General features: G+C 64.1%; 20 protein-coding genes and 1 tRNA gene. 12 read left to right on the top strand and 9 right to left on the bottom strand.

Going from position 1 to position 23,988, the window contains the following annotated elements; translation table 11 throughout:
* Positions 1 to 65: 65 nt before the first annotated feature.
* Entirely contained in the window at positions 66 to 3,761 is a 3,696-nt protein-coding gene (locus C8N35_RS18885; RefSeq protein ID WP_107991288.1) for a tetratricopeptide repeat protein, read from the top strand.
* 353 nt (positions 3,762 to 4,114) lie between these two features.
* On the opposite strand, the gene ilvC is transcribed toward C8N35_RS18885, so the two are convergent.
* Positions 4,115 to 5,134 (bottom strand): ketol-acid reductoisomerase, encoded by a 1,020-nt coding sequence (gene ilvC / locus C8N35_RS18880; RefSeq protein WP_107991287.1) that lies wholly within the window; start codon positions 5,132 to 5,134, stop codon positions 4,115 to 4,117.
* An 81-nt stretch (positions 5,135 to 5,215) separates the two neighbouring features.
* Positions 5,216 to 5,881 (bottom strand): TetR/AcrR family transcriptional regulator, encoded by a 666-nt coding sequence (locus C8N35_RS18875; RefSeq protein WP_107991286.1) that lies wholly within the window; start codon positions 5,879 to 5,881, stop codon positions 5,216 to 5,218.
* Between the two features lie 578 nt (positions 5,882 to 6,459).
* Here C8N35_RS18875 and C8N35_RS18870 point away from each other — a divergent pair.
* Entirely contained in the window at positions 6,460 to 6,909 is a 450-nt protein-coding gene (locus tag C8N35_RS18870; RefSeq protein WP_245926862.1) for a PadR family transcriptional regulator, read from the top strand.
* 118 nt (positions 6,910 to 7,027) lie between these two features.
* Here C8N35_RS18870 and C8N35_RS18865 read toward each other — a convergent pair whose 3' ends face one another.
* Positions 7,028 to 7,459 carry a winged helix-turn-helix transcriptional regulator gene (locus C8N35_RS18865; protein WP_107991284.1) on the bottom strand — a complete coding sequence of 144 codons (432 nt, stop codon included), beginning with the start codon at positions 7,457 to 7,459 and terminating at the stop codon, positions 7,028 to 7,030.
* 133 nt (positions 7,460 to 7,592) lie between these two features.
* On the opposite strand from C8N35_RS18865, the gene C8N35_RS18860 reads away from it, so the two are divergent.
* From C8N35_RS18860 to serA, 8 genes are all read left to right on the top strand, one after another.
* The gene (locus C8N35_RS18860; protein WP_107991283.1) at positions 7,593 to 8,138 is read left to right on the top strand and encodes an NADPH-dependent FMN reductase; all 546 of its coding nucleotides are present in this window, start codon (positions 7,593 to 7,595) and stop codon (positions 8,136 to 8,138) included.
* Between the two features lie 272 nt (positions 8,139 to 8,410).
* The gene (locus C8N35_RS18855; RefSeq protein ID WP_107991282.1) at positions 8,411 to 9,409 is read left to right on the top strand and encodes a sensor histidine kinase; all 999 of its coding nucleotides are present in this window, start codon (positions 8,411 to 8,413) and stop codon (positions 9,407 to 9,409) included.
* 407 nt (positions 9,410 to 9,816) lie between these two features.
* Complete coding sequence (locus C8N35_RS18850; protein ID WP_107991281.1) at positions 9,817 to 11,583, top strand: acetolactate synthase 3 large subunit; 1,767 nt, start codon at positions 9,817 to 9,819, stop codon at positions 11,581 to 11,583.
* Between the two features lie 15 nt (positions 11,584 to 11,598).
* The gene (gene ilvN, locus C8N35_RS18845; RefSeq protein WP_107991280.1) at positions 11,599 to 12,171 is read left to right on the top strand and encodes an acetolactate synthase small subunit; all 573 of its coding nucleotides are present in this window, start codon (positions 11,599 to 11,601) and stop codon (positions 12,169 to 12,171) included.
* A gap of 242 nt (positions 12,172 to 12,413) precedes the next feature.
* A complete protein-coding gene (locus tag C8N35_RS18840) occupies positions 12,414 to 13,139 on the top strand; it encodes a cytochrome c oxidase assembly protein (RefSeq protein WP_107991279.1) in 726 nt (241 codons plus the stop codon).
* A gap of 41 nt (positions 13,140 to 13,180) precedes the next feature.
* Complete coding sequence (locus tag C8N35_RS18835) at positions 13,181 to 13,627, top strand: copper chaperone PCu(A)C domain-containing protein (RefSeq protein WP_107991278.1); 447 nt, start codon at positions 13,181 to 13,183, stop codon at positions 13,625 to 13,627.
* Between the two features lie 238 nt (positions 13,628 to 13,865).
* Positions 13,866 to 14,132, top strand: coding sequence for a YMGG-like glycine zipper-containing protein (locus C8N35_RS18830; protein ID WP_107991277.1), 267 nt, complete (start codon positions 13,866 to 13,868; stop codon positions 14,130 to 14,132).
* A 378-nt stretch (positions 14,133 to 14,510) separates the two neighbouring features.
* A complete protein-coding gene (serA, locus tag C8N35_RS18825; protein ID WP_107991276.1) occupies positions 14,511 to 15,755 on the top strand; it encodes a phosphoglycerate dehydrogenase in 1,245 nt (414 codons plus the stop codon).
* Positions 15,756 to 15,850: 95 nt separating this feature from the next.
* Here serA and C8N35_RS18820 read toward each other — a convergent pair whose 3' ends face one another.
* From C8N35_RS18820 to C8N35_RS18800, 5 genes are all read right to left on the bottom strand, one after another.
* Positions 15,851 to 17,161, bottom strand: a complete 1,311-nt coding sequence (locus C8N35_RS18820; RefSeq protein ID WP_107991275.1) for a TRAP transporter large permease — start codon at positions 17,159 to 17,161, stop codon at positions 15,851 to 15,853.
* Positions 17,162 to 17,179: 18 nt separating this feature from the next.
* Positions 17,180 to 17,734, bottom strand: a complete 555-nt coding sequence (locus tag C8N35_RS18815; RefSeq protein WP_107991274.1) for a TRAP transporter small permease subunit — start codon at positions 17,732 to 17,734, stop codon at positions 17,180 to 17,182.
* A 242-nt stretch (positions 17,735 to 17,976) separates the two neighbouring features.
* On the bottom strand, positions 17,977 to 18,996 hold the full coding sequence (locus C8N35_RS18810) for a TRAP transporter substrate-binding protein (protein WP_107991273.1): 1,020 nt from the start codon (positions 18,994 to 18,996) through the stop codon (positions 17,977 to 17,979).
* Between the two features lie 380 nt (positions 18,997 to 19,376).
* A complete protein-coding gene (locus tag C8N35_RS18805; protein ID WP_107991272.1) occupies positions 19,377 to 20,117 on the bottom strand; it encodes a YrhK family protein in 741 nt (246 codons plus the stop codon).
* A gap of 246 nt (positions 20,118 to 20,363) precedes the next feature.
* Entirely contained in the window at positions 20,364 to 21,068 is a 705-nt protein-coding gene (locus C8N35_RS18800) for an HAD family hydrolase (protein WP_107991393.1), read from the bottom strand.
* Positions 21,069 to 21,302: 234 nt separating this feature from the next.
* Here C8N35_RS18800 and C8N35_RS18795 point away from each other — a divergent pair.
* Positions 21,303 to 21,378: transfer RNA gene (locus C8N35_RS18795), tRNA-Lys, on the top strand.
* A gap of 325 nt (positions 21,379 to 21,703) precedes the next feature.
* A complete protein-coding gene (locus C8N35_RS24055) occupies positions 21,704 to 22,189 on the top strand; it encodes a BA14K family protein (protein ID WP_245926861.1) in 486 nt (161 codons plus the stop codon).
* A gap of 117 nt (positions 22,190 to 22,306) precedes the next feature.
* Here C8N35_RS24055 and pgi read toward each other — a convergent pair whose 3' ends face one another.
* Entirely contained in the window at positions 22,307 to 23,968 is a 1,662-nt protein-coding gene (gene pgi, locus C8N35_RS18785; protein ID WP_107991271.1) for a glucose-6-phosphate isomerase, read from the bottom strand.
* Positions 23,969 to 23,988: the final 20 nt, after the last annotated feature.

Genomic DNA, 23,988 nt, shown 5'->3' with positions numbered 1-23,988 from the left:
CGAGTGTGGCTTAGGTTCCTATAGTATTCATTTGAATTGTCTTTCCTCCGTATTGAGGAGATGCCGTGAACGCGCGTGTCGTTATAGTCGTCTTCCTTCTGCTGATTTCCGGCTCTGTACAAGCGGTGACCATCGAGAGCCGCGTCAATCGCGGCGGGCGCGGGGTGGCAAATTTTCAGTTTGATCGGCCCAATGCGCTTGATCATGAGCTGTTTGGCAAGATGCGCCTTCCCGTCGAAGGTATCGATTTCGACATGCTCGAAGCGGCGGCCGAACTTGGCGATGCGAGCGCGCAATACAGGCTCGCCCTTCTCTACGAAAGTGAAACGGCCGGGTACACGAACCTGACAATGGCGGTCGATTGGTTCGCGAAGGCGGCGGCGCAAGGGCTGCCTGAAGCGGCTGCCTCCCTTGCCTGGTACTACGACGTGGGCGGGCCGGTCGCTGTCGACGAGAAGCAGGCGTCGCGGCTCTACTGGCGTGCTGCCGAGCTTGGCAACGACTGGGCGGCGATGCGGCTGGCCTTGATGTATCTGAATGGCAGAGGCGTGCCGCAGGACGATGATCAGGCTCTGTTCTGGATGAAGTCGGCGGCGCGCAACGGGGTCGCTTATGCCAGCTACTCGCTTGGCCTGATGTATGCCCGTGGCGAGGGAGTCGCGATCGACTACCAGGAGGCCCGAACCCGGTTCGAACGAGCGGCCAAAGACGGGAACGACAGAGCAATGGCGATGCTCGGCGTTCTCTACGAACAGGGGTGGCTGGGAGACGCCGATCCCGTCAAGGCAGTCGAGTATTACCGAAAGGGCGCCGACGCCGGGGATGCGACGGCGCAGCGTTTTCTCGGTCAGATGTACAACGCTGGAAAAGGTGTCGACAAAGATGCCGCAAAGGCTGCCGACTACTATCGCATGGCTGCGGATCAGGGCGACGGCAAGGCGATGCTGCTCCTGGGCGAGGCCTACGAGAATGGCAGCGGTGTTGCGCAAGACTACGCGCGCGCGGCTGAAATCTATCGCGGCGCCCAGGAGCTTGAAACCAAAGGCGATGCCGACGCCTACCTTGGCTATCTGATCGAGAGCGGACTGGGGCAACCCCAGGATGCCGCAAAGGCACTGGAACTCTACCGAACGGCAATCGACAAGGGCTCCACATTCGCGCTCTATCGATTGGGCCTGCATTATTCGGATAGCGAGGCGCCTGATCGTGATTACGCTCTCGCCCGATCCTATTTCCGTCGCGGTGCCGAGTTGGGCGATGGCGACTGTCAGGTGGGCCTGGGCAAGCTCTACTGGAAAGGTCGCGGCGTTGGTGTGGACAAGGCCGAGGCGGTGCGATGGTTCTCTCTGGCCGAAGAGCAGGGAATGACCGAGGCGGCGCTCTATCTGGGGTTCTCCTACAGGATCGGTGAGGGCACCGAGCAGGACTTCGACAAGGCACGCATCTATCTGACGGACGCCGCCGATACCTATTCTTTCGCCGCCGCCCTTCTGGGCGAGGTATATGCCGAGGCCGGGGGCGACGCGCGCGATCCGCAGGCTGCCTTTTCCTCTTTCCGCAAGGCGGTCGATGTCGACGCTGAAAACTCCTATGCGACGGTTCGGCTGGCGCAGGCTTATTTCGATGGCATCGGAGTGAAGGCGGATCCGGAGGAAGGTTTCCGCTGGCTGCGCAAGTCCGCGGAAAGCGGTGGCAATGAAGCAATGGCGCGGCTGGGGCTTTACGCTTCGACAGGCCTTTACGGGCCGAAAGACCCGGAGGAAGCGGCCCGATGGTATTCCCGGGCCGCGGAGGCGGGGAACGACTATGCGAAAGCCCGGCTTGCGGAGATCTACGAGACAGGCAACGGCCTGCCCGCGGATGCGGACCTTGCGAGAAAATGGCGCCTGGCCGCCGCCAAGGGGGGCGACGAGGCGTCCCTGCGTATCGCCATCGCCGCGCTTGAAGACGACCCTTCGCAGGAGGAGCTGAAGACGTTGGCAGCGCTCAGGCGTATCGCCTCGGACGCTGGCGATGTCGGTGCGCTTGTCGACCTCTCGATCATGCAGATCGAGGGGCGGGGGGTGCCAGACAATTTCTGGGCCGGGCTGCAGGGGATACGGCGTGCGCTTTCGATGGACTCGATGAGTGCGATGATCGCGATCGGGGCACAGACCGGAAAGGCGGGGGTGTCCGAAGGGGGGAAAACGCGCAGGAAATTGCTCGCAGGCCTCGGTTATGCCTATGGCTTCGTGGTGCCGCATGATCGCGTGGTCGCGGAGGCGTTTCTGCGACAGGCCGCAACCGCTCCTGATGCGCCTGCGCAAGCGCATTTCGCCCTGTCCATGTTGTTGCGGACGGCTTTCGGCGAGCGAGAGAAAGCAGTCGCGGAAGCGATCGAGCAGGCGAAACTGGCGGCGGAGGGCGGCTATATCTCGGCGCAGGAGACGCTGGGGCTCATGTTCTATGAGGGCAATTCCGTCGAGCGCGACTATGCGGCCGCTGCGCAATGGCTGAGGCGTGCCGGGCGCGAGCGGGCGTCCGCGCGGGCCCATCTCGGAACACTTCTGGCGAAGGGGCTGGTTGCGCCTGAAGCCGGCGAAGATGGTATCGCGCTGATGGAGGAGGCTGCTGAGAGCGGCGACAACGGGGCTCAACAGATCTTCGGGCGCTATTGGGCCGAGCGCGATCCGCCGGACGGCGTCAAGGCGCTCGACTGGTACGAGCGGGCGGTGCGGCGGGGCAACGTGCTTGCGCTCAATGCACTCGGGGTCGTTTACGAGAAAGGGACCTTCGTCGAGAAGGATCCCGAAAAAGCCTTTTCCCTGTATCTGCGAGCGGCGGAGGGCGGGCTCACGACGGGCTACTACGACGTCGTTCGTTGCTATTCCAAGGGCATCGGGACCGCCGTCGACAGGGAGGCGGCAATGTCATGGCTCGTTCGCGGTGCGGCAGCCGACGATCCGGCAACCTTGCACGAACTGGGGCGGCGCAAGCTCTATCAGGGAAGCAGCGACGAGGAAAAGCGCGAAGGGCTGACACTTATCGCAAGAGCCGCCGGGCAGGGTGACGCATGGGCCCAGATCGAACTGGGGCGGATCTATCGCGACGGCTATATGGTCGAGGCCGATCCCGGCAAGGCGCTGGGGCTGTTCCAGCGCGCAGCCTACGAACTTCCCGGCAAGGCCGAATTTCTCATCGGCGATTTATTGTACCTTGGAAAGATTGGTGAGCCCGATCGTGCGGGAGCCTTCCGGCACTATCTCAAGGCGGCCGAGGCCGGCAATTCGACGGCGCAGAACAATGTCGGCTGGTACTATGAGATCGGGCTCGGCGTCGAGCAGGACCTTGAAGCCGCGGTCAAATGGTATCGCAAGGCGATCGAGCAATCGGACCGTTACGCGCTGGTGGCGCTTGGCAAGCTCTATCGCGACGGGCGCGGCGTATCGCAGGACCATGCAATGGCAGTCAGTCTCTTCAGGCGGGCCGTGGCGCAGAATTTTGTCGGCGGCAAAGCCAATCTCGGCTGGATGATGGTCGGGGGCATGGGCATTGACGTCAATGTCCCGGCCGGACTGGCCATGATCCGGCAGGCGGCAGAGAAGAACGACGCGGACGGGCTCTACTATCTCGGCGCGCTCCAGGAGGCGGGAGATGTCCTGCCGAAAGATATGGCCGCAGCGGTCGCGAACTACCGCAAGGCGGCGGGGCTGGACAGCGTGGAAGCAATCGCCGCGCTCAAACGGCTGGGGTTATTGGAAGTCGATGCCGCCGCGAAATAAGGCGGTAAATCCCGTGACCTGTGCTCGGTTGTAAAACGGCCCGCCGGAGAGTTTCTGGCGGGCCGTCTCGTTTGATGGCCTTGCGTGCCCCGAGGGGGAGCGGCAAGCCCTCATTTACTGGATCGGTAGCCCGGATCAGTTCTTGGATTTGTCGACCAGCGTGCCCTTCTTGATCCCCCGCGACCGGCCTTCAAGGCCGGCGCAGAGGAAAAGACCCTGGATCGCAGCGAGCCGGTAGCCCGGATCAGTTCTTGGACTTGTCGACGAGCGCGCCCTTCTTGATCCCCCGCGACCGGCCTTCAAGGCCGGCGCAGAGGAAAAGACCCTGGATCGCAGCGAGCCGGTAGCCCGGATCAGTTCTTGGACTTGTCGACGAGCGCGCCCTTCTTGATCCAGGGCATCATGCCGCGCAGCTTCTCGCCGACTTCCTCGATCTGGTGGCCGTCGTTGTTGCGGCGGGTGGCCTTGAAGCGGGCCTGGCCGGCCTTGCATTCCTGCATCCACTCCGAGGTGAACTGGCCGGACTGGATCTCCTTGAGGATCTCCTTCATCGCGGCCTTGGATTCGGAGCCGACGACGCGCGGGCCGGACTTGTACTCGCCCCACTCCGCCGTGTTGGAGATGGAGTAGTTCATGTTGGCGATGCCGCCTTCGTAGATCAGGTCGACGATCAGCTTCATCTCGTGCTGGCATTCGAAATAGGCCATTTCCGGCGCGTAACCGGCTTCCACCAGCGTCTCGAAGCCGGCGCGGATCAGCTCCACGAGGCCACCGCACAGGACCGCCTGCTCGCCGAAGAGATCGGTCTCGCACTCTTCCTTGAAGGTGGTCTCGATGATGCCGGCGCGGCCGCCGCCGAGGCCCGCCGCGTAGGCAAGCGCGATGTCGAGGGCGTTACCCGACGCATCCTGCGCGACCGCCACCAGGTTCGGCACGCCGCCGCCGCGCACATATTCGGAGCGCACGGTGTGACCCGGGCCCTTCGGCGCGATCATGATCACGTCGACGGTGGACTTCGGCTCGATCAGGCCGAAATGCACGTTCAGACCGTGGGCGAAGGCGAGGACGGCGCCGTCACGGATGTTGGGGGCGATGTGGTCCTTGTAGATGTCGGCCTGAAGCTCGTCCGGCGTGGCCATCATCATCAGGTCGGCCCAGGCGGCGGCGTCGGCCACGCTCTTGACCACGAAGCCGTCGGCCTCTGCCTTCTTGGCCGACGAAGAGCCTTCGCGCAGCGCGATGGCGACGTCCTTGACGCCGGAATCCTTCAGGTTGAGCGCGTGCGCGCGACCCTGCGAACCGTAGCCGATGACGACGACCTTCTTGTCCTTGATGAGACCCAGATCGGCATCCTGATCATAATAGACGCGCATAGCTTCTCCTTCCAAACGTTGGTTTTATTCAGTTATTCACGCCGCCGCGGGCAGGGCGCATCCTCGCCGCGTGCGGTAGTCTCAAGACGTCGAAAGCGTCTCCACCGATCGTTGCGATCCGTAGAGGCGGCAGAACTGGCTTACGGCCGCTTCCGCCTGGGCGGCGAAATCATCCTCACCGGGCTCCAGCGCATCGCCCAGCAGCAGGCGCAGATGAACGTCGCGCACCACCAGCCCGTAAAAGGTGGAGTAGGCGGCTGTCGCATCGTCGAATTCGAGGTGGCGCTGGCGGCGGCCGGCGGAAAGCAGGGCCCGGCCGCGCGCCGTCACCGAATGCTTGCCGCGCTCAACCAGAAGCCGACCGAGCGGCGACTCGGGCCGCGAGGCCTGGCCGATGGCGAGCCGGTTCAGCGCCAGCGAAACGTCGCCGGCGAGCACGGAAAGGAGTTCGTGGGCGAAGGTGACAAGCCGGCGGCGGTAGCCGGCCGCATCGAGCGCGCTTTCGCTGGCGCCGAGCGGGCGCACCTTGGAGGCCTGAAAGGTGACCACGGCCTCAAGCAGGCCATCGCGGTCGCCGAACCACTTGTAGAGGGATTCCTTGGAGCAATTGGCGGCGCGCGCAAGCCCCGCCGTCGTCAGCCCCTTTTCCCCGCCTTCCACCAGCAGCGACAGGGCGCATGTCAGCACAGCCGCCTGGCGCGGCGTGAAATCGCTGTCTTGTGCGGCCGTGTCGGCGGCGCGGGGCATGCTGTTTCCTGTCGGTCTCTCGCCTGCCTGCCGTTCGCGGGCAGCAGGCAGGTCTTTTGGGGGCTCGCCAGTTTCAAGCGGGCGAACCGTACCGTACGGTTCGTTATGTAGGGCCGACAGTCCCGTTCGGTCAAGCGAAAAATGCGCTCCCATGGCTGCGTCCGAGGTGATCGGAACGTTCTCGCTCCTTCCGTAAGGGCATCCGCAGAGGGCGCCGCACAGGACCTGCGTCGTGCGGTCGTGACCCCAGTCCGAAACGCGCGGACGACGGTAATGTCCACCCAGATAGTTCCAAGATATATCTTGACTCGCGCAGCTTAAGATATATCTTGGAACTATCGAAAAGAATGAAAGAGAGTTTTCTAATGAATGGACAAGGACATATGCACGGCCACCGTGAAGGTGGTTGCTGTGGTGGTCATCACGCACATGGCGGCGCGGGAAAAGGCCATCATGAGGGCGGCGAATGCTGCCATGAAGGGCCGCATCGCGGCATGCGCGGCGGTTTTGGCGACTTTGAGGGCGAAGGGGGCCCGCGTGGCGGCGGACGCCGGCACGGCGGGCGCGGACGCAGGCGCATGTTCGACGGCGGTGAGTTGCGGCTCGTTCTGCTCAAGCTTATCGCTGAGACGCCGCGTCACGGCTACGACCTCATCCGCGCGATCGAGGAACGCACAGGCGGTGGCTATGCGCCGAGCCCCGGCGTTATCTACCCGACCCTGACGCTGCTCACGGAGATGGACCTCATCGCGGAAACGGAAAGCGAAGGCGCGCGCAAGCTCTTCGCGGCGACCCCGCAGGGGCTGGCCCATATGGAAGAGCAGGGCGAAGCGGTCGACATGCTCTTCAAGCGGCTCGATGAGCTGTCGCAGGAACAGGAGCGAACCGATGTCGTTCCGGTACGCCGGGCGATGCAAAATCTCCGCGCCGTGCTTCAGAACCGTCTCCGCGAAGGGCTCGACGAGGAAAAGGTGCGTGCCGCGGTCGCATTGATCGACGAGGCCGCCAGCAAGATCGAGCGGGTCTGAGGGGAAATCGGGCGGGTGTTGTTGGCGGGCCTTTCCAACGAGGGCGCCTGCGAACGCCCGCCTGCCGCCCCTCGGGTGCAGGCGGAATAGCTCACCCGCGCCATCGCGCCGTTGTGTGCTATTTCGCCTTGGCGCGCGCATCATAAGCTGTGCGTGCGGCAACGACGCGGTCGTGGTTCGCGAGTGCCCAGGAGCCAAGTGCTCGAAGAGGCTCAAGCAGGTCGAGGCCAAGATCGGTCAACTCGTATTCCACCTTCGGCGGAATGGTCGGGTAGACGGTCCGGGTCACGTATCCGTCTCGCTCCAGACCGCGCAGCGTCACGGTGAGCATCTTCTGCGAAATGCCCTCGATTGCCCGCTTGATCTCCATGAACCGGTGCCGCCCGGTCCCCAGCAACATGACGATCTGAACGCTCCACTTGTCGCCTACCAGCGAGATCACCTCGTTGGCACGGGTGCATTGGCCCGGCTTGTGCACTTGCGAAGGAGCCGTGTCGGTCGATGCGGCGCGCGAAGCGCTGGTTTCCGTCAAATCCGTTGCGTAACTCATTCATCCATCTCCGGAAAACGGGAGGCCCTTGGGTTTCGTCGAGGTAACTAGGGGAGGTGAAAGTGCCATCTTGCGGCGCAGCGGCCAGTTCCTCATGTAGAGCCGGTTACCATCGTATACGGGGCAATTCACAATGAAAACCGTCGCAGTGCTCGTCGGCTCGCTCAGAGCCGGCTCCCTCAACCGCAAGTTCGCAGAAAGCCTCGCCAAGCTGGCGGAAGGCAAGCTCGCCTTCAAGTTCGTCGAGATCGGCGATCTTCCGCTCTACAACGAGGATCTGTGGGAGAACCCGCCGACTTCCGTGTTGCGGCTGAAGAACGATATCGAGACCGCCGACGGCGTGCTGTTCGTCACGCCGGAATACAACCGCACCTATGCGCCGGCGATCGACAACGCCATCCACTGGGGCACGCGCCCCTGGGGCAAGAATTCCTGGGCCGGCAAACCCGCCGCGATCGCCGGTACGTCACCCGGCGCCATCGGTGCCGCCGTGGGCCAGTCGCAGCTCAAGCAGGTTCTCGTCGTTGTCGGTATGGCCCTTATGGGGCAGCCCGAGGTTTACTTTGCCTATAAGGACGAGCTCTTCGATGATGAGGGGCATGTTGTCAACGAACAGACGGCCGCCTTCCTGCAGGGCTTCGTCGACAGCTTCGCGGCGTGGATCGATCGGGTCGGCTGACGCGCTTCTTCGGAGCGCGGCCCTCCCGCGAGGCGGCCTCCGGGGTTGCCTCAGACCCGCCTAACTCGCCGACCATTGTACGAATTCGTACGGTCGGCGAGTACCGCTTCCCATCACTCGTCGTATCCGATACCTGTTTTGCGAGAGCGCGGCAGTAATGCAGCGAGTCGCTTGCGGGGTTTGCTGCGCGCATTTGGGCTTTCCGGGACGTCTGGATTTTCCGCTATGCGCTGATTTCTCGCGGGAGATTTGTTCCGGAGCGTAGTCCACCCATGTCGCTGGGTGGGGAAGGTACCAGTACGGCGATGACCGAGATCGACTATCGGCGGCTCTTCAAGGACCTGCCGACACCTTACATGGTGCTCGACACCGATCTGCGTTTTCTGGATGTGAACGATCACTATCTGGAAGCGACACAGCGCACCCGGGCAGAACTGCTGGGCGCGTATGTCTTCGATGCCTTTCCCGGCAACGCGGAAGAAATCGCGCCCTTCGAGACGGCCTTGCGTGAAGCGCTCGACGGGCGCCCGTCGACGCTGGAGCGTCAGAGGTTTCCCATTCCCGAGACTGACGGCGGAAGCCGGCGCGATGTGGTGTGGACCTGCCGGCACGTTCCCGTCCACGACGAGGTGGGCCGTGTCTGCGGGGTCGTGCAGCACGCGGTGGATGTGACGCAGGACGTTGCCGCCGAGCAGATGCGCGATGCCGTTTCTCACGAATTCGCACATCGCATCAAGAACCTGCTGGCGACGATTACTGTCATCGCGCGGCGCACCGCCGCCCATGCGCAAACGATGGACGACTTCACCACGGTCTTCGGTCAGCGAATCGACGCCATGGCCCGCACCCACCAGCTGCTGGTCAATGGCGGCTGGGACGGCATGTTGCTGTCGGACCTGCTGGAGGGAGAACTCACCCCGTTCCGCAATGAGGGCCGTAGCGCCATCACGCTGCGCGGACCGCGGGTGATGCTCACCAGCATTCAGGCCCAGGCGCTGGGCATGGCCTTCCATGAACTGTCGACCAACGCGGCCAAGTACGGCGCGTTCTCCGATCCCAATGGTCGCCTTGATGTTCGCTGGGTGCTGGAGGCGGGAAAACTCCGGATCGAGTGGAATGAAAGCGGCCTGGAGGGGGTGAAGGCACCCGACAATATCGGCTTTGGATCCCGCATCATCGAAGAGGTGACGCCAATGCAGGTCGAAGGTGAAGTGGAGCGCACATTCACACCCAACGGCATGTGCTGCACCATCGACGTGCCGATGGTCTGAGAACGGCCACAGCCTGCGAAAAATTCGCATGAAGGCGGCTCAGGCTCACCTCAGTCGCCACATGCCGCGAAATTTTCGTCAAGCGGACGAGGCTGCGACGAAATATTCGCGCTTTTACGCTTGACCGGCCCTGTCTGCGCGCTTAGGGTCTGGCGCAACGTGAACGGGGGTTCTCCCGATCGCGGAGGGGAACACGCATGACGACGATCATTCTTGTAAGGAACGCGCACGCTGCCGGGATGGCCTGAGGTCATCCGGAACGGTGTCGTGCGCAACAGGGGCCCTCGGGGCCCTTTTTTATTACCCGATCGGCTGTTGCGGAACGGGCGGAGCTTGACGGAACAACGAGGCCCTTCTCGCGGGCCGGTGAGCCGGGCGAAACCGGCGGTAAGGACGAGGACGAGACGATGACACGGGAGATGACAGGCGCCGGTATGGTTCTGCAGGCGCTGAAGGACCACGGCGTCGAATATCTGTTCGGATATCCCGGCGGAGCGATCCTCCCCATCTACGACGAGATCTTCCAGCAGGACGCGGTCAAGCACGTCCTCGTGCGCCACGAACAGGGCGCCGGACACGCCGCGGAAGGCTATGCGCGCTCCACCGGCAAGCCGGGCGTGGTGCTGGTCACGTCGGGGCCGGGGGCGACCAACATGGTCACCGCACTCACCGACGCGATGATGGATTCCATTCCGCTCGTCTGCATTACCGGTCAGGTTCCCGTGGCGCTGATCGGCTCCGATGCCTTCCAGGAATGCGATACCGTCGGCATCACCCGGCCCTGCACCAAGCACAACTGGCTCGTCCGTCGCATCGAGGACCTGCCTCGGATCCTGCACGAGGCCTTCCAGGTCGCGACCACCGGACGTCCCGGTCCCGTCGTCGTCGACATTCCCAAGGACGTGCAGTTCGCCACCGGCGAATATCACGGGCCGAGCCGCGTCGAGCACAAGACCTATCGTCCGCAGATCAAGGGCGACATGGCATCGATCCGCCATGCGGCGGAGCTGCTGGCGTCCGCGCGCCGGCCGATCCTGTTCACCGGCGGCGGCGTCATCAATTCCGGGCCCGAAGCCTGCCAGTTGCTGCGCGAACTGGTGAAGCTCTCCGGCGTTCCCATCACCTCGACGCTGATGGGGCTCGGCGCCTATCCGGCCTCCGGCGATGCCTGGCTCGGCATGCTGGGCATGCACGGCACCTATGAAGCCAACATGGCGATGCACGATTGCGACGTCATGGTCGCCATCGGCGTGCGCTTCGACGACCGCATCACCGGGCGGCTCGATGCCTTTTCGCCCAATTCGACCAAGATTCACATCGACATCGATCCTTCGTCCATCAACAAGAACGTGCAGGTGGATCTGCCGATCATCGGCGATGTCGGCCATGTGCTGGAAGATCTGGTGCGGATCTGGCGCTCGTCCGCGCTGAAGGTGGACGAGAAATCGATGAAGGCCTGGTGGAAGCAGATCGATGCATGGCGCGCGCGCGACTCGCTCGCCTACAAGCCCAACAGCGACGTCATCATGCCGCAATACGCGATCCAGCGGCTCTACGAGGCGACAAAGGGGCACGACACCTACATCACCACCGAAGTCGGCCAGCACCAGATGTGGGCGGCGCAGTTCTTCGGCTTCGAGGAGCCCAACCGCTTCATGACGTCGGGCGGGCTCGGCACGATGGGCTACGGCCTGCCGGCGGCCATCGGCGTGCAGGTGGCGCATCGCGACAGCCTCGTCATCGATATCGCCGGCGATGCCTCCATACTGATGAACATCCAGGAGATGTCCACGGCCGTGCAGCACGAGCTGCCGGTCAAGATCTTCATCCTGAACAACCAGTACATGGGCATGGTGCGCCAATGGCAACAGCTGCTGCACGGCAACCGGCTGTCGCATTCCTATACGGAATCCCTGCCCGATTTCGTCAAGCTGGCGGACGCCTATGGCGGGGTCGGCATGCAATGCTCCAAACCGGGGGATCTGGACGATGCGATCGCGGAGATGATCTCCATCAAGCGACCGGTCGTGTTCGACTGCCGGGTAGCGAACCTCACCAACTGTTTCCCGATGATCCCGTCGGGCAAGGCCCACAATGAGATGCTGCTGCCGGACGAGGCCAATGACGAGGCGGTGGCCAACGCCATTTCCGCCGAAGGCAAGATGCTGGTCTGATCAGGGGACAGGGAAATGAACGCACAGAACCTAAACGCGCCTTCGGCCTACTTTCTTACCAAGGTCAGCGACGACGTGGAAACGCACACGCTATCGGTGATCGTGGACAACGAACCGGGCGTTCTTGCCCGGGTCATTGGCCTGTTCTCCGGGCGCGGATACAACATCGACAGCCTGACCGTGTGCGAGATCGAGCACGAGCAGCATCTGTCGCGCATCACCATCGTGACCACCGGCACGCCGATGATCATCACCCAGATCCGTCATCAGCTGGAGCGGCTGGTGCCGGTTCACCGCGTGGTGGATCTGACCGTACAGGCGCACGAGAAGGGGCAGGAAAAGCCGCTGGAACGCGAGCTTGCGCTGGTCAAGGTGATGGGCGCGGGCGAAAAGCGGCTGGAAGCGCTGCGCCTTGGCGATGCCTTCCGCGCCAACGTGATCGATGCCACGACCGAGCATTTCACCTTCGAGATCACGGGCCGGACCTCCAAGATCGAGCAGTTCATCCAGATCATGCAGCCGCTGGGCCTGGTGGAGGTCTCGCGTTCGGGAATTGCGGCGGTACAGCGTGGGCCGGAGGGGATCTGAGCGCGCGAGCGCCGACGGACATCGAATGCTTGCAACCCCTCGCTCCCAATCGGGCGGGGGGCTTTGCGTTTCCGGGCATGGGCCTCTTGCTGCGCACGCGCAGCTATAATCCGGCCTGCGACAATCTGCCTCGTGCGTCACCTTGTTCCTCACCTAGCGGAATGCTAGGCCCGTAGGCAGTCGACGGCGCAGGGCCCTTCGCTCCGCCCGCCTGAGCCTGTCCTGACAGTCGAGGGCTGCCCATGAACGAGACATCTCCGCACCAGCCACCCGACGCTGATCGCCCGGCGCACGAGCGTCCGCGAAAGAGCCATCGCGGCGTGGTGACGGTGGCCATCACCATGCTCAGCGTCATGGTCGGCCTCGTCGTCTATTCGCCGACGCTCTACCGCATGTTCTGCGCTGCGACCGGATATGGCGGCGCCGTCAATCGCACGACCACCAAGGAGATCGCCGGCAAGGCGGAAGGCCGCGCGATCAAGGTGCGGTTCGATGCCAATGTCGCGCCGGATCTCGACTGGGACTTCGCGCCCGAACAGCGCACGGTGGAAACCCGCATCGGTGAGGCGACAAAGGTCTACTACACGGCGCACAACCGCTCCGATCACCCGATCGTGGCGCGCGCCACCTACAACGTCACGCCCTATTACGCCGCGCCCTATTTCTTCAAGATCGAGTGCTTCTGTTTCACGCAGGAAAAGCTCGAACCCGGCGAGACCGCGCGTATGCCGCTCGTCTTCTACATCGACGAGCAACTGGAGAAGGACGAGGACGCGGCGAAGACCAGCGAAGTCACGTTGTCCTACACCTTCTTCAAGAGCGCCGACCAGTCGGAGGGCAGCCTGGCGGCCGCACGGGCGCTGAGAACGGGGTCGGACGAGCTCGACGAGGAGCTTTCCTCCTCCGGCAAGGCGCAGTTCAGCGTCGATGCCAAGCGCGTCGGCTCGGGAAATCCTGTCGTGCGGTGAGCGGGCAAGGCCGGGAAAATCCAAAAAAGGGGGAAATCTGCATGTTCAGGAGATTATCGCGGGTTGCGGCGGTAGTGGTTGCCGCCGTCGTGATGTCGGCCGGGATCGCGTGGGCGCACAGCTACAAGCTGGGACCGCTCAGGATAGGGCATCTGTGGGCGCCGCCGGCAGCGGCAGGCGAGGGCGTCGCCGTTTACGGCGCGATTCTCGACATGGGCGCGGACCCCGTTGTCCTTGATGGCGCGCGCACGGAGATCGGCAAAGACGTGCGCATCCGCCGCGTGAAGGACGGCAACGCGACCTTCACCGACAGTTTCACCTTTCCCCCGGCCAGGCCGATGGCCTTTGCGAAATGGCGCGAGCATCTTTTCGTGGAGGGCAATTTCCGCCCACTCAACGCAGGCGACCACTTCACCATGACCCTCGACTTCGCCGCGTTGGGCGAGATCGAGGTCGACGTTTTGGTGGAAGCTGCGCCGAGCGACTGAGCAATCGGGCGGCATGCCAATGCGGCGTTTCCGGCGCGTGGCGGCCGGACGCAGGGCGGGAGTTCCATGTATGGAGTGCCACCGCGTCAGAATGCGGGAGGGCCGTCTGGGTTGCTTTGTGTTATTCTTGACGATGGCGAGCCCCATGCCTTGGCATCGAAGTCATTCGTCGGTGCGGCCGGGGACACTGCCAGGGCTGTCGGCAGGTTTGGATCTGCTTCGACGTCGGGAGGACGAAATGCAAAAAATCGTGGTGGTTGTTGCGTTGTGTTGCGCCATGGCGGGATGCCAGACAGCGCGTCAGGACCGGGTCGCGACGGGCGCGGTCCTGGGTGGCGCGACGGGAGCGGTCATCGGTGGGGTCGCCGGCAAGTCGGCCGGAGCCGCTGTCGCCGGTGGGGTGATCGGAGCCGCGGCCGGTGCCATCATTGCCGACGCGACACGTCCGGGCTGGTGCTACTATCGCGACCGGTACGGCCGGCGTCACTCGGTGCGGTGCCGCTGACGCAGGTCTTCCATTCATCTGATCCGGTTCGTTCGAAACGACGGCGCTTCCCGAGGCTGGTTCCCGATAGTCCTCGGGCAGTGCCCCCGGCGGCGTGCATTTGGCGACGTGTCGAGAACCCGGGAAGAATGAGCGACGACCCTGGGTATTTTTCGTCAGTGCCTTTAGGCATATAGGCTTTAGCCACATAGGCCGATACCGCGGGGCGGGAGGCGGCCGGTCGGTTGCTATGGCAGGTGGCGATCCGCCGCGGGGGGCGTTGATCTCGCACGGCCTTGGCGTATAAGTCTGGGCACGCGCACCGGGACCGCTTGTCGCATCCCGCGTCGTGACCAAGTCCATTCAGAACGCCCATTCCAAACGAAAGCACGTGCCGTCATGAGCAATGGCCTTTCCCGCCCGAAGAACCAGATTCGCTGGCTGCTGCTTGAGGGTATTTCCCCGTCGGCCGTCTCTGTCCTGAACGAAAACGGCTACCACAATATCGAGCGGGTCCAGACCGCCTACGACAAGGATGCGCTCAAGGAAGCGCTGAAGGGCACGCAGATCGTCGGCATCCGCTCGCGCTCGCAGCTGACCGACGACGTGATCGCCTCCACCAATTCGCTGGTTGCCATCGGCTGCTTCTCGGTCGGCACCAACCAGGTGGACCTCACCGCCGCCAAGAGGCGGGGCATCCCGGTCTTCAACGCGCCGTTTTCCAACACCCGTTCGGTAGCGGAACTGACGATCGCGGAGATCGTCATGCTGATGCGCGGCATCTTCCCGAAGTCGGTCGCCGCCCATGAGGGGCGCTGGTTGAAGTCCGCGACGGGCTCGCGCGAGGTGCGCGGCAAGACGCTCGGCATCATCGGTTACGGCAATATCGGCACCCAGCTGGCGACGCTGGCGGAGGCGATGGGCCTGCACGTGATCTATTACGACCAGGTGGACAAGCTCTCGCACGGCAACGTCAAGCCGGCGGAGAGCCTGGATCAGCTTCTGTCGGTCTCCGACTTCGTGTCGCTGCATACGCCCGATACCCCGGAAACGCGCGGCATGATCGGCGCGGCCGAGATCGCCAGGATGAAGAAGGGCGCCTTCCTCCTCAACAATGCCCGCGGCAAGCTGGTGGACATCGATGCGCTGGTGGCGGCGCTGAGGAGCGAGCATCTGGCCGGTGCGGCGATCGACGTCTTCCCCACCGAGCCGAAGTCCAACAACGACGAGTTCCTGAGCCCCTTGCGGGAGTTCGACAATGTCATCCTGACGCCGCATATCGGCGGTTCGACGGAAGAGGCGCAGGAGCGTATCGGCGAGGAAGTGGCGCGCCGGCTCGTTGAATATTCCGATGTCGGGTCCACCATGGGCGCGGTCAACTTCCCGCAGGTGCTGCTGCCCAAGGGCACGGATGCTACTCGCTTCATCCAGGTGCACGACAACACGCCGGGCTCCTTGAAGAAGCTCAACGATCTCTTCGCCTCCAACGACCTCAACATCGTCACCCAGCACCTGCAGACCGATGGCGAGATCGGCTACGTGGTGGCGGACATCGAAGGCCAGGTGGCGAATTCGGTCGAGATCCTGGAAAAGATCCGCGCCATTCCCGGCACGATCCGCGCCCGGCTCCTGAACCGGGTGTGACTGCGATCAGTTGCCATCTCTGACGAAACCGGAAGGCCCCCGCATCCGACCGGATGCGTGGGGCTTTTTCGTTGCGCGCGATGTTTCCCGCGCCCTCACAGGACCCATAGCGCGGTGGCGGGATAGAACAGCAGCAGGGCCAGCACCGCGAGCTGCAGCGCGATGAAGGGCAGCAACGCGGTGTAGATGTGCTGCAGCGTGATCGAGGGCGGCGCGACGCTCTTCAGATAGAAAGCCGCAGGGCCGAACGGCGGGGTGAGGTAGCTCACCTGCATGTTGACGGCGAAGAGCACTCCGAACCAGACGGGATCGTAGCCGAGCTGCTTCACGATGGGCACGAAGATCGGCAGGGTCAGGAGGGCGATGCCGATCCAGTCGAGGAACATGCCGAGCACGAGCAGGATCGCCATCATGACCAGGACGATGACGACCGGCGCGGCATCGAGCCCGAGGATCGCTGCGGAAACGAACCTGTTGCCGCCCATCAGGTTGTAGACGCCGACGAGCACGGCCGCCGCGATGCCGATCCATATGATCATGCCGCAGGTCTCCAGCGTGTGGACGAGGCTTTCCTGCAGCATGCGGAAGGACAGCTCGCCGCGCAGCGCCGCGACAACCAGCACCGAGGAGACGCCGAGGGCCGCGGCCTCGGTGATCGAGGCGATGCCGCCGTAGATCGAGCCCAGCACCACCACGACGATGAAGGCGGGGGCGATGAGCGAGACGAGCGCGCTGGTAACCGATTCCTCGGCGTGCTCCTTGGCCGACATCGGCGGGCCGAGATCCGGGTTCTTCAGGCATCGCGCCAGTACGTAGGCGATGTAGGCTGCGAGCAGCAGCAGCGCCGGCGTGACGGCGACGACGAAGAGGTCGGCGATGGAGACGCTCGCCACCAGGCCGTAGATGATCAGCACGATGGAGGGCGGCATCATCGTGCCGAGCGAGCCGCCGGCGCAGACGACACCGATGGAAAGGTTGCGGTCGTAGCCGAGCCTGAGCATCTGCGGTAGGGCGAGGATGCCGAGGAGCACGATCTCGCCGCCGATGACGCCGGACATCGCGGCCATCAGGATGGCGACGATCAGCGTCTGCACGGCGACGCCGCCGGGAAGGCGTCCGGCCAGCACCCGCATGCCGTTGAAGAGATCCTTCGCCGTGCCGGAGCGGTCGAGCAGCGCCGCCATCAGGATGAACATCGGAATGGCGACCAGCGAATATTCGGTGATGAAGCCGAAGATGCGGGCGGTGACAAGCGGCAGAGCATTGCCGCCGAACCAGCCGAAGGTGAAGACGAGCGCCACGAGCCCGGTGACCCAGGCGAGAGGCTGGCCGGTCAGCAGCAGGACGAAGATGGCGCCGACGAGCAGGTAGGTGCCGGCCTCGATGCCGAGGGCGTTCAGGCCCATGTGCGATGCCCTCCGGACTTAGCTTGATCCATTGCGGCGGATGGCCCTGACCAGATGCAGGACCGTCTGGACGAACATCAGCACCACGCAGGCAAGGATGATGATCTTCAAGAGCGCCGGCGTCGGCGGGTTCCAGGCAGTGCCGGTGCCTTCCAGGTGGATGTCGCCCGTGGGCGTGTGCGTCGCCTTCCAGGTCATGATCGCGCCGGCATAGCCGAGGCCGGTGAAGAAAATCAGCGCGACGATGGCGTTGAAGATGTCGAGGAGGCGTCGGCCGCCGGGCGGGACGGCGTCGTAGATCATCCGCACCCGGATGTGCTTGTCGCGGGCGAGCGCGATCGGTCCGCCGATCAGGAAGATTGCGGCGATCAGGAAGGTCGTCGTCTCGTGCGCCCAGAAGGTGGGGGCCTTGAAGACGTAGCGGGCGACGACCTCGTAGACGCTGATCGCGAAGGCGAGAAAGATCGCCCAGGCAAAGACCTTGGCCGAGCCGGCGACAAGCCGGTCGAGAGCGGTGTGGATCGCGGCGTCGCCGGTTTCCTCGCGCGGCGCACCGTCGGGATCATCGACCATGCCTGTTCCTTCCTTGGTGGATGAAGTGGGGTGGATGAAGTGCGGTGGATGAGGTTGGGCTTGCGGGGTACGGCCACACCGTCGTCGGCGTCACCCCGGACGCGACGCGGCGCGAAGTGCCGCCTCGCATATCCGGGGCCCTCATGACGACCCCTCGGCGGGCAGGTCCCGGGTCTGCGCCGCAGCGTTGCACGCTGCAGCGCGCTCGGGATGACACCCAACCGGGCTAAGAGCGCGGTCGCTCACAGCAGGTTGCGGCCTTCCAGGTACTTGATGACGGCATCGTAGTAGCGCTGGGTCATGTCGTTCTTCTTCGCCCAGACCTGCCACTCCTGCTGGGCGATGCGGCGGAACTTGGCGCGTTCCTCGCCCGACCAGTTGATGATCTCGATGTCCTCGTTCTGCTTGGCCTGCTTCACGGCCTCGGCATCGAGCTTTCTCACCGAATAGATGTGGTTGAAGGTGAACTGGTCGACGGAGGCGTTGAGGATCGCCTTCAGGTCGTCCGGCAACCCGTCCCAGATCTCCTTGTTCATCGAGATGTCGATCAGCGGCAAGGAGTGGAAGCCGGGATAGAGCGGGTAGTGGGCGATGTCGTTCATGCCCTGGGCCTGGTTGGTGGCAAAGACCGTGTAGTCGGCCGCATCGACCACGCCCTTGTCGAGGGCGGTGAAAACCTCCGATCCCGGGAGTGCCACCGGCGCCGCGCCCGCCTTGGCGAAGATCTCGTAGACCATGCCTTCCGGCGCGCGCAGCTTGATGCCCTTCAGGTCTTCGACGGTGCGGATCGGCTTGGCGGAAACGAAGGCCTCCGGCTCGGTCGCCGCCGCGCCGATGAAATGGACGCCGTAGGGCTCGACCAGTTCCGAATAGAGCTCGTTGCCGCCACCGGACTTCATGAAGCCGAGCAGTTCGAACGGATCCGACCACGCGCCGACGAGATTGCCCATCATGGCGAAAGCCGGGTCCTTGCCGGCGAAGTAGCTCGGATCGGTCAGGTGGCCCTGCAGGATGCCCGAGCCGACCGCCTCCAGCGTGTCGGTGTGCGGTACGACCGCGCCGATCGGCAGGACCCCGATCTCGATGCGGCCGCCGGAGAGCGCCTTCACGCTTTCCGCCCATTCCTGCTTGTTGACGAAGCCCGGCTCGCCGGCCGTCTCGGAGGTCTGGAAGGTCCAGTTGTAGTCGGCGGCGCCGGCCGCGTGCGGAATGGCGAGTGCGGCCGCGCCGAAGATGGCGGCCCCGATGAGTTGCCTGAACATCAGTTGTGTCCTCCCTGATGACTGTTCGCAGGTCAAATCCCTCGATGCGGCGGCGCGTCTTCGCACGCTTACGCTGCGTCATATTAACCCTGCACATGGAGAGGCGGGAGAATCAACTCCCCATTCGGACAACTCCGAATTCGTCAGGGACTGCCGGGAGAGCCGAACGAAAAGGACCGGGGAGGATGCCGGGGGAAATGGCCGTCGAAGTGACGATGCCCTCCAGCCGATGCCGGCAACGACGGCCTCAAGCCTGCCCGGATCCTGTGAGGCCATGCAGGACGTGGAGGGCCCAGGCGCCGGCCTGGAGTGCGGGCACGACGTCCAATTCAGCGAATTGCCGTGGTTCTGGCCTTGCCGCGCCTTTTGCCGGGCCGCCATCACTCCGCCGGTGCTTTCGCCTCCTGCGGGGAGGCTGACTGCCCATTGCTCGCCGCATGCCGCAGGTGAAGGCGGATCTGGTTGGTCACGCCGCCCATCAGGAACAGGGCGCTGCCTATCACGTACTGCCAGGCGAGGTAGGTCTTGATCGCCTCCGTGTTCACGCCGCCCGGCCGGATCCAGAGATAGGGCACCGAGGCGACGGCGAAGAGCAGGGCGCCTGACGAGAAGCTGAAGGCGGTCAGGTTCATCATCTGGCGCGCGCGCATCGGCACGTCGGGCGTGATCTGGGAAATGTTGAGCGCGCCGCCGATGAAAAACGCCATGCTGCCGACGAGAAAGATGAGGCCGCCGGCCGCTTTCCGGTCGATGAGCGCGGTGAAGCAGAAACTTCCCATTAGCACGAACACCGTGGCGACGAGATAGAGCCATGCGGCCGCCGCCTCCAGGCGTTCGCGCGCGGGGCTCGCGCCCCTTTCCGCCAGCCGCTGCTGGATCTCGAAGAAGTCCTGGGTGGTGACGAGCAGGTAGATCAGCGAGCCGACCACGAAGAGCCATGCGCCCACGGTCGTTTCGAGGTGCAGATCCGGCACAAAGAAGACGCTGCCGGCGATGAAGGTCAGGCCGCCGAAATTGTAGAGGACGGCATTGATCCGTTCCCACCGGTGCTGTGCATTCCGATCGGTCTTGCCGGCAAAAATGTTCAATGCCCGGCGGCGGGCAGTGTAGAGATGAGCCATTGTCGGCGGTCCGCTTGAATGGCGCAGGCCCGTCCCTTCGCGGGCTCCGTTATCGGACGGTTGCGGGCGGCGCTGTCTGGGGCGCAGGTCCCGCCCGGGGCGTGTCCCGGCGGGCCGTTCGCTACTCCAACGACGTCGGCGGGCGTCGGTTCCGTAGCGGGAGCCATCCGGTGGGTGTTTCGGACAACGACGGCGGGAGCCATTGGCGCGAGACGCATTCTGGGGGCAACTCCGGGGCGCGCCGCCCTAGCCGATCTCGTCGACGATCGTTTCCAGCTCGCCGAGGTTCGCGATCTCGCGGAAGCGGGCGTCGTCGGGTGTATCGTGATGCTCCAGTGCCCAGGTGAGGTCGTGCGGGACGTGGACGCCCCAGGAGCCGGCCTCAAGGGCTGGAACGACATCCGATTTCAGGGAGTTGCCGACCATCATGGCCCGTTCCGCGCCGCTGCCATGGTGCGCGAACACGGCCCGGTAGGTGTCGGGGGTCTTGTCGGAGACGATTTCCACCGCATCGAACATTTCGGCCAGCCCCGATTGCGCGACCTTGCGTTCCTGATCGAACAGATCGCCCTTGGTGACGAGGATCAGCCGGTAGCGGCCGCAAAGCCGCTCGAGGGTCTCGCGCGCATGGGGCAGGGGCTCCGCCGGCTGGCTCAGCATCGCGCGGCCCGCCTCCAGGATCTCGCCGATCACGCTCGCCGGAACGCACCTGTCCGTTACCTCCAGCGCGGTCTCGATCATCGAGAGGGTGAAGCCCTTCACGCCGAATCCGTAGCGCGAAATGTTGCGCCTTTCGGCCGCCAGCAGCCGTTCGCTCAGATGGCCGGCCTCGGCATACTCGGCCAGCAGCTCGGTGAATCGCTTTTCAGTCAGGCGAAAATACTGTTCGTTGTGCCAGAGCGTATCGTCGGCATCGAAACCGATGGTGTCGAGAGGACGACCCCGGGACATGTCAGACCTGCCGTGTGTTTCTGGATGATCGGGAAAACGAGAGAGGATGCCGCCATTTTCCGGGCTTTGCAGGGGCAATGCAATGGCCGAACGGCCCATCGCACGCGCCTTTGCTCAGGAAAGGTTTTCCCCAGCATGCAAAATCATTGACAGCCCGCTTGCACTCCCGGCGCCGCCCCGATATATACCCCCTCGTCGCCGCCGCCCGACACGGGGCGGACCAGGGTGGCCTTCGGGTGTGTAGCTCAGATGGTAGAGCAGCTGACTCTTAATCAGCGGGTCCAGGGTTCGAGTCCCTGCTCACCCACCATTTCTTCCTGAATTTTCCATAAGACGCTCTCTGAAACTGCGTGAGCGTATTGCTGCAAGCGGATTTTTCCGCGCATGCTGAAACGAGAATTCCTGCACTAATAATGTCTGCCCCGTCCCGACGGTGATCTGAATCACTGTGCGTCAGGCGGAAAGCGGCGTACTGTATTTCCCATCGCAACGTTGAGGAAGTCGTCTTTGCGCGAAGGCTCGCTTCAACGCAGAAAACCGCGATTTGGACAGGGGCGCGGATGTCGTCCCACCGGTTTCCGATCTGGCTTGGCCGGTTTCCGATCTGGCTTGGAATGATGCAAGGGAGGTGCGCGATGGCGTACAGGGTTCGCAATACGATTTTCGCGATCGCAATCGGTTTTGGAGGGCTTGCGGTGATGACGGCCGATGCGTCGGCGCAGTCGCATCGCCGCTGCGATGCTTATGCGCGCGACTACGCCAACCGCGCGACGCGTACCGGCAACAACGTTGTGGGTGGTGCCGTCGGCGGCGCGGTTGTCGGCGGCGTCATCGGCTCGGTGACAGGCAGTTGGGGCAAGGGTGCTGCGATCGGCAGTGGTGTCGGCGCTATCGCCGGTGCCGGCAAATCCTCGTCGGACTGGAATCGCAACTATCGCTACGCCTACGACGACTGCATGCGCGGTGCCCGCCGCGGACCGCCGCCGGCGCGCCAAGGTGGTGGCCGCTTCGAGCCCTGGTCACCGGCCTGGCATGACTACTGCTCGCGCAAGTACCGCTCGTTCAATCCGCGCACGGGCTATTACACGACCTATGGCGGCGAGCAGCGCTTCTGCCGATAGGCCGAACGGCTTTGCAACTGGAACGACCTGACCTCGCGGCGCTTCGAAAGAAGCGCCGCTTCTCGTTTGGCCGGGGTGGAGGGGCACGCCAACCCGGGCTCCGCAAATCCGGCGTCTCTATCCGGCTCGGCGCGCGAGGGCCGCAAGCAATCCGCGCGTCGAACCGTCGGAACCGTCCGGCACCTCGCCGCCCTTGACCGCCGGCAGCAGCGCCGTGGCGAGTTCCTTGCCGAGCTCCACGCCCCACTGGTCGAAGGAGTTGATCCCCCAGATCGTGCCTTCAACGAAAACCCGGTGCTCGTAGAGCGCGATGATCGCGCCGAGGGTGCGCGGGTCCAGCCGGTCGTAGAGCAGCGTCGTGGACGGTCGGTTGCCGGGAAAGACCTTGTGCGGGGCAAGTTCGGCGATCGTTGCCTCGTCCTTGCCGGCGGCTTTCAGTTGCTTTTTCGCCTCCTCTAGCGTCCGGCCGCGCATCAACGCCGCGCTCTGCGCGAGGCAATTGGCGACCAGCATGGCGTGATGGTCGCGAAGCGTCGGCTCGTGGCCGTTGGCAGCGATCATGAATTCCGCCGGGATGACGTCCGTACCCTGATGGAGCAACTGGAAAAAGGCGTGCTGACCGTTGGTGCCCTGTCCGCCCCACACGACCGGCCCCGTTGCGCCGGCTGCCGGTTCTCCCGACAGCGTCACGCGCTTGCCGTTGCTCTCCATGTCGAGCTGCTGGATATAGTTTGGAAACAGCCGCATGCGCTGGTCGTAGGGCAGGACCGCCCGGGTCGGGTAGCCGCAGACGTTCCTGTGCAGGACGCCGATGAGGCCCATGAGCATGGGCAGGTTGTCGGGGATCGGGGCTTCGCGGAAATGGGTGTCCATGGCGTGCCCGCCGGCCAGGAATTCGGCGAAGGCCTCCGGGCCGATGGCGATCATCAGCGGCAGTCCGATGGCCGACCACAGCGAATAGCGGCCGCCGACCCAGTCCCAGAAGCCGAAGACGCGGTCGCTGGCGATGCCGAATTCATCGACCTTGTCGAGCGCGGTCGAGATCGCTGCGAACTGCGCCTTCACCGCCTTCTCGCCAAGGTTCGCAACGATCCATCGTCGCGCGGATGCCGCGTTGGTCATGGTTTCGGCGGTGGTGAACGTCTTGGAGGCGATCAGGAACAGCGTCGAGCGCGGGTCGAGATCTTTCAACGTGTCGGCGAGATGCGCCCCGTCGATGTTGGAGACGAAATGCAGGCGGGGGCCGTCATGGTAGGGGGCGAGTGCCGTCGTCGCCATGGCGGGGCCGAGATCCGACCCTCCGATGCCGATATTGACCACGTCGGTAAAACGGGCATCGGTGTGGGAGCGCACCTGCGCTCCGCGCACGGCCTCCGCAAATGCCTTCATGCGTTTCAGTACGGCCGCGATCTGGGGCATCACGTCGACGCCATCCGCCTCCACCGCCGATCCGCCGCAATTGCGCAGTGCGGTATGCAGCACGGCGCGGTGTTCGGTGGTGTTGATGGCTGTGCCGGCGAACATCGCGTCACGGCGCTCTTCCACCCCGGCGGCGCGGGCCAGCTGTGAAAGTCGCTCCATGGTTTCGCCGGTCATCAGCACTTTGGAGAAGTCGAACAGAAGGCCGGCGCCTTCGCGCGAGAAACGCTCGAAGCGGTCCGCATCCTCGTCGAACAGGCGGGCCAGGGGGTGGACCGTCAGCGAACGGTGGTGTTCCTGGAGTTTCTGCCAGGCTTCGTCGGTCGAAGCTTCCGGCGTCGAGAGATTGATCGCGGTCATGCGTCGTTCGCTCCGTCTTT

The organism is Breoghania corrubedonensis, assembly GCF_003053845.1.
Taxonomy (GTDB): Bacteria; Pseudomonadota; Alphaproteobacteria; order Rhizobiales; family Stappiaceae; genus Breoghania; species Breoghania corrubedonensis.
The sequence above is the reverse complement of the archived record's forward strand: the minus strand, read 5'-3'. Positions and strand labels throughout refer to the sequence as shown.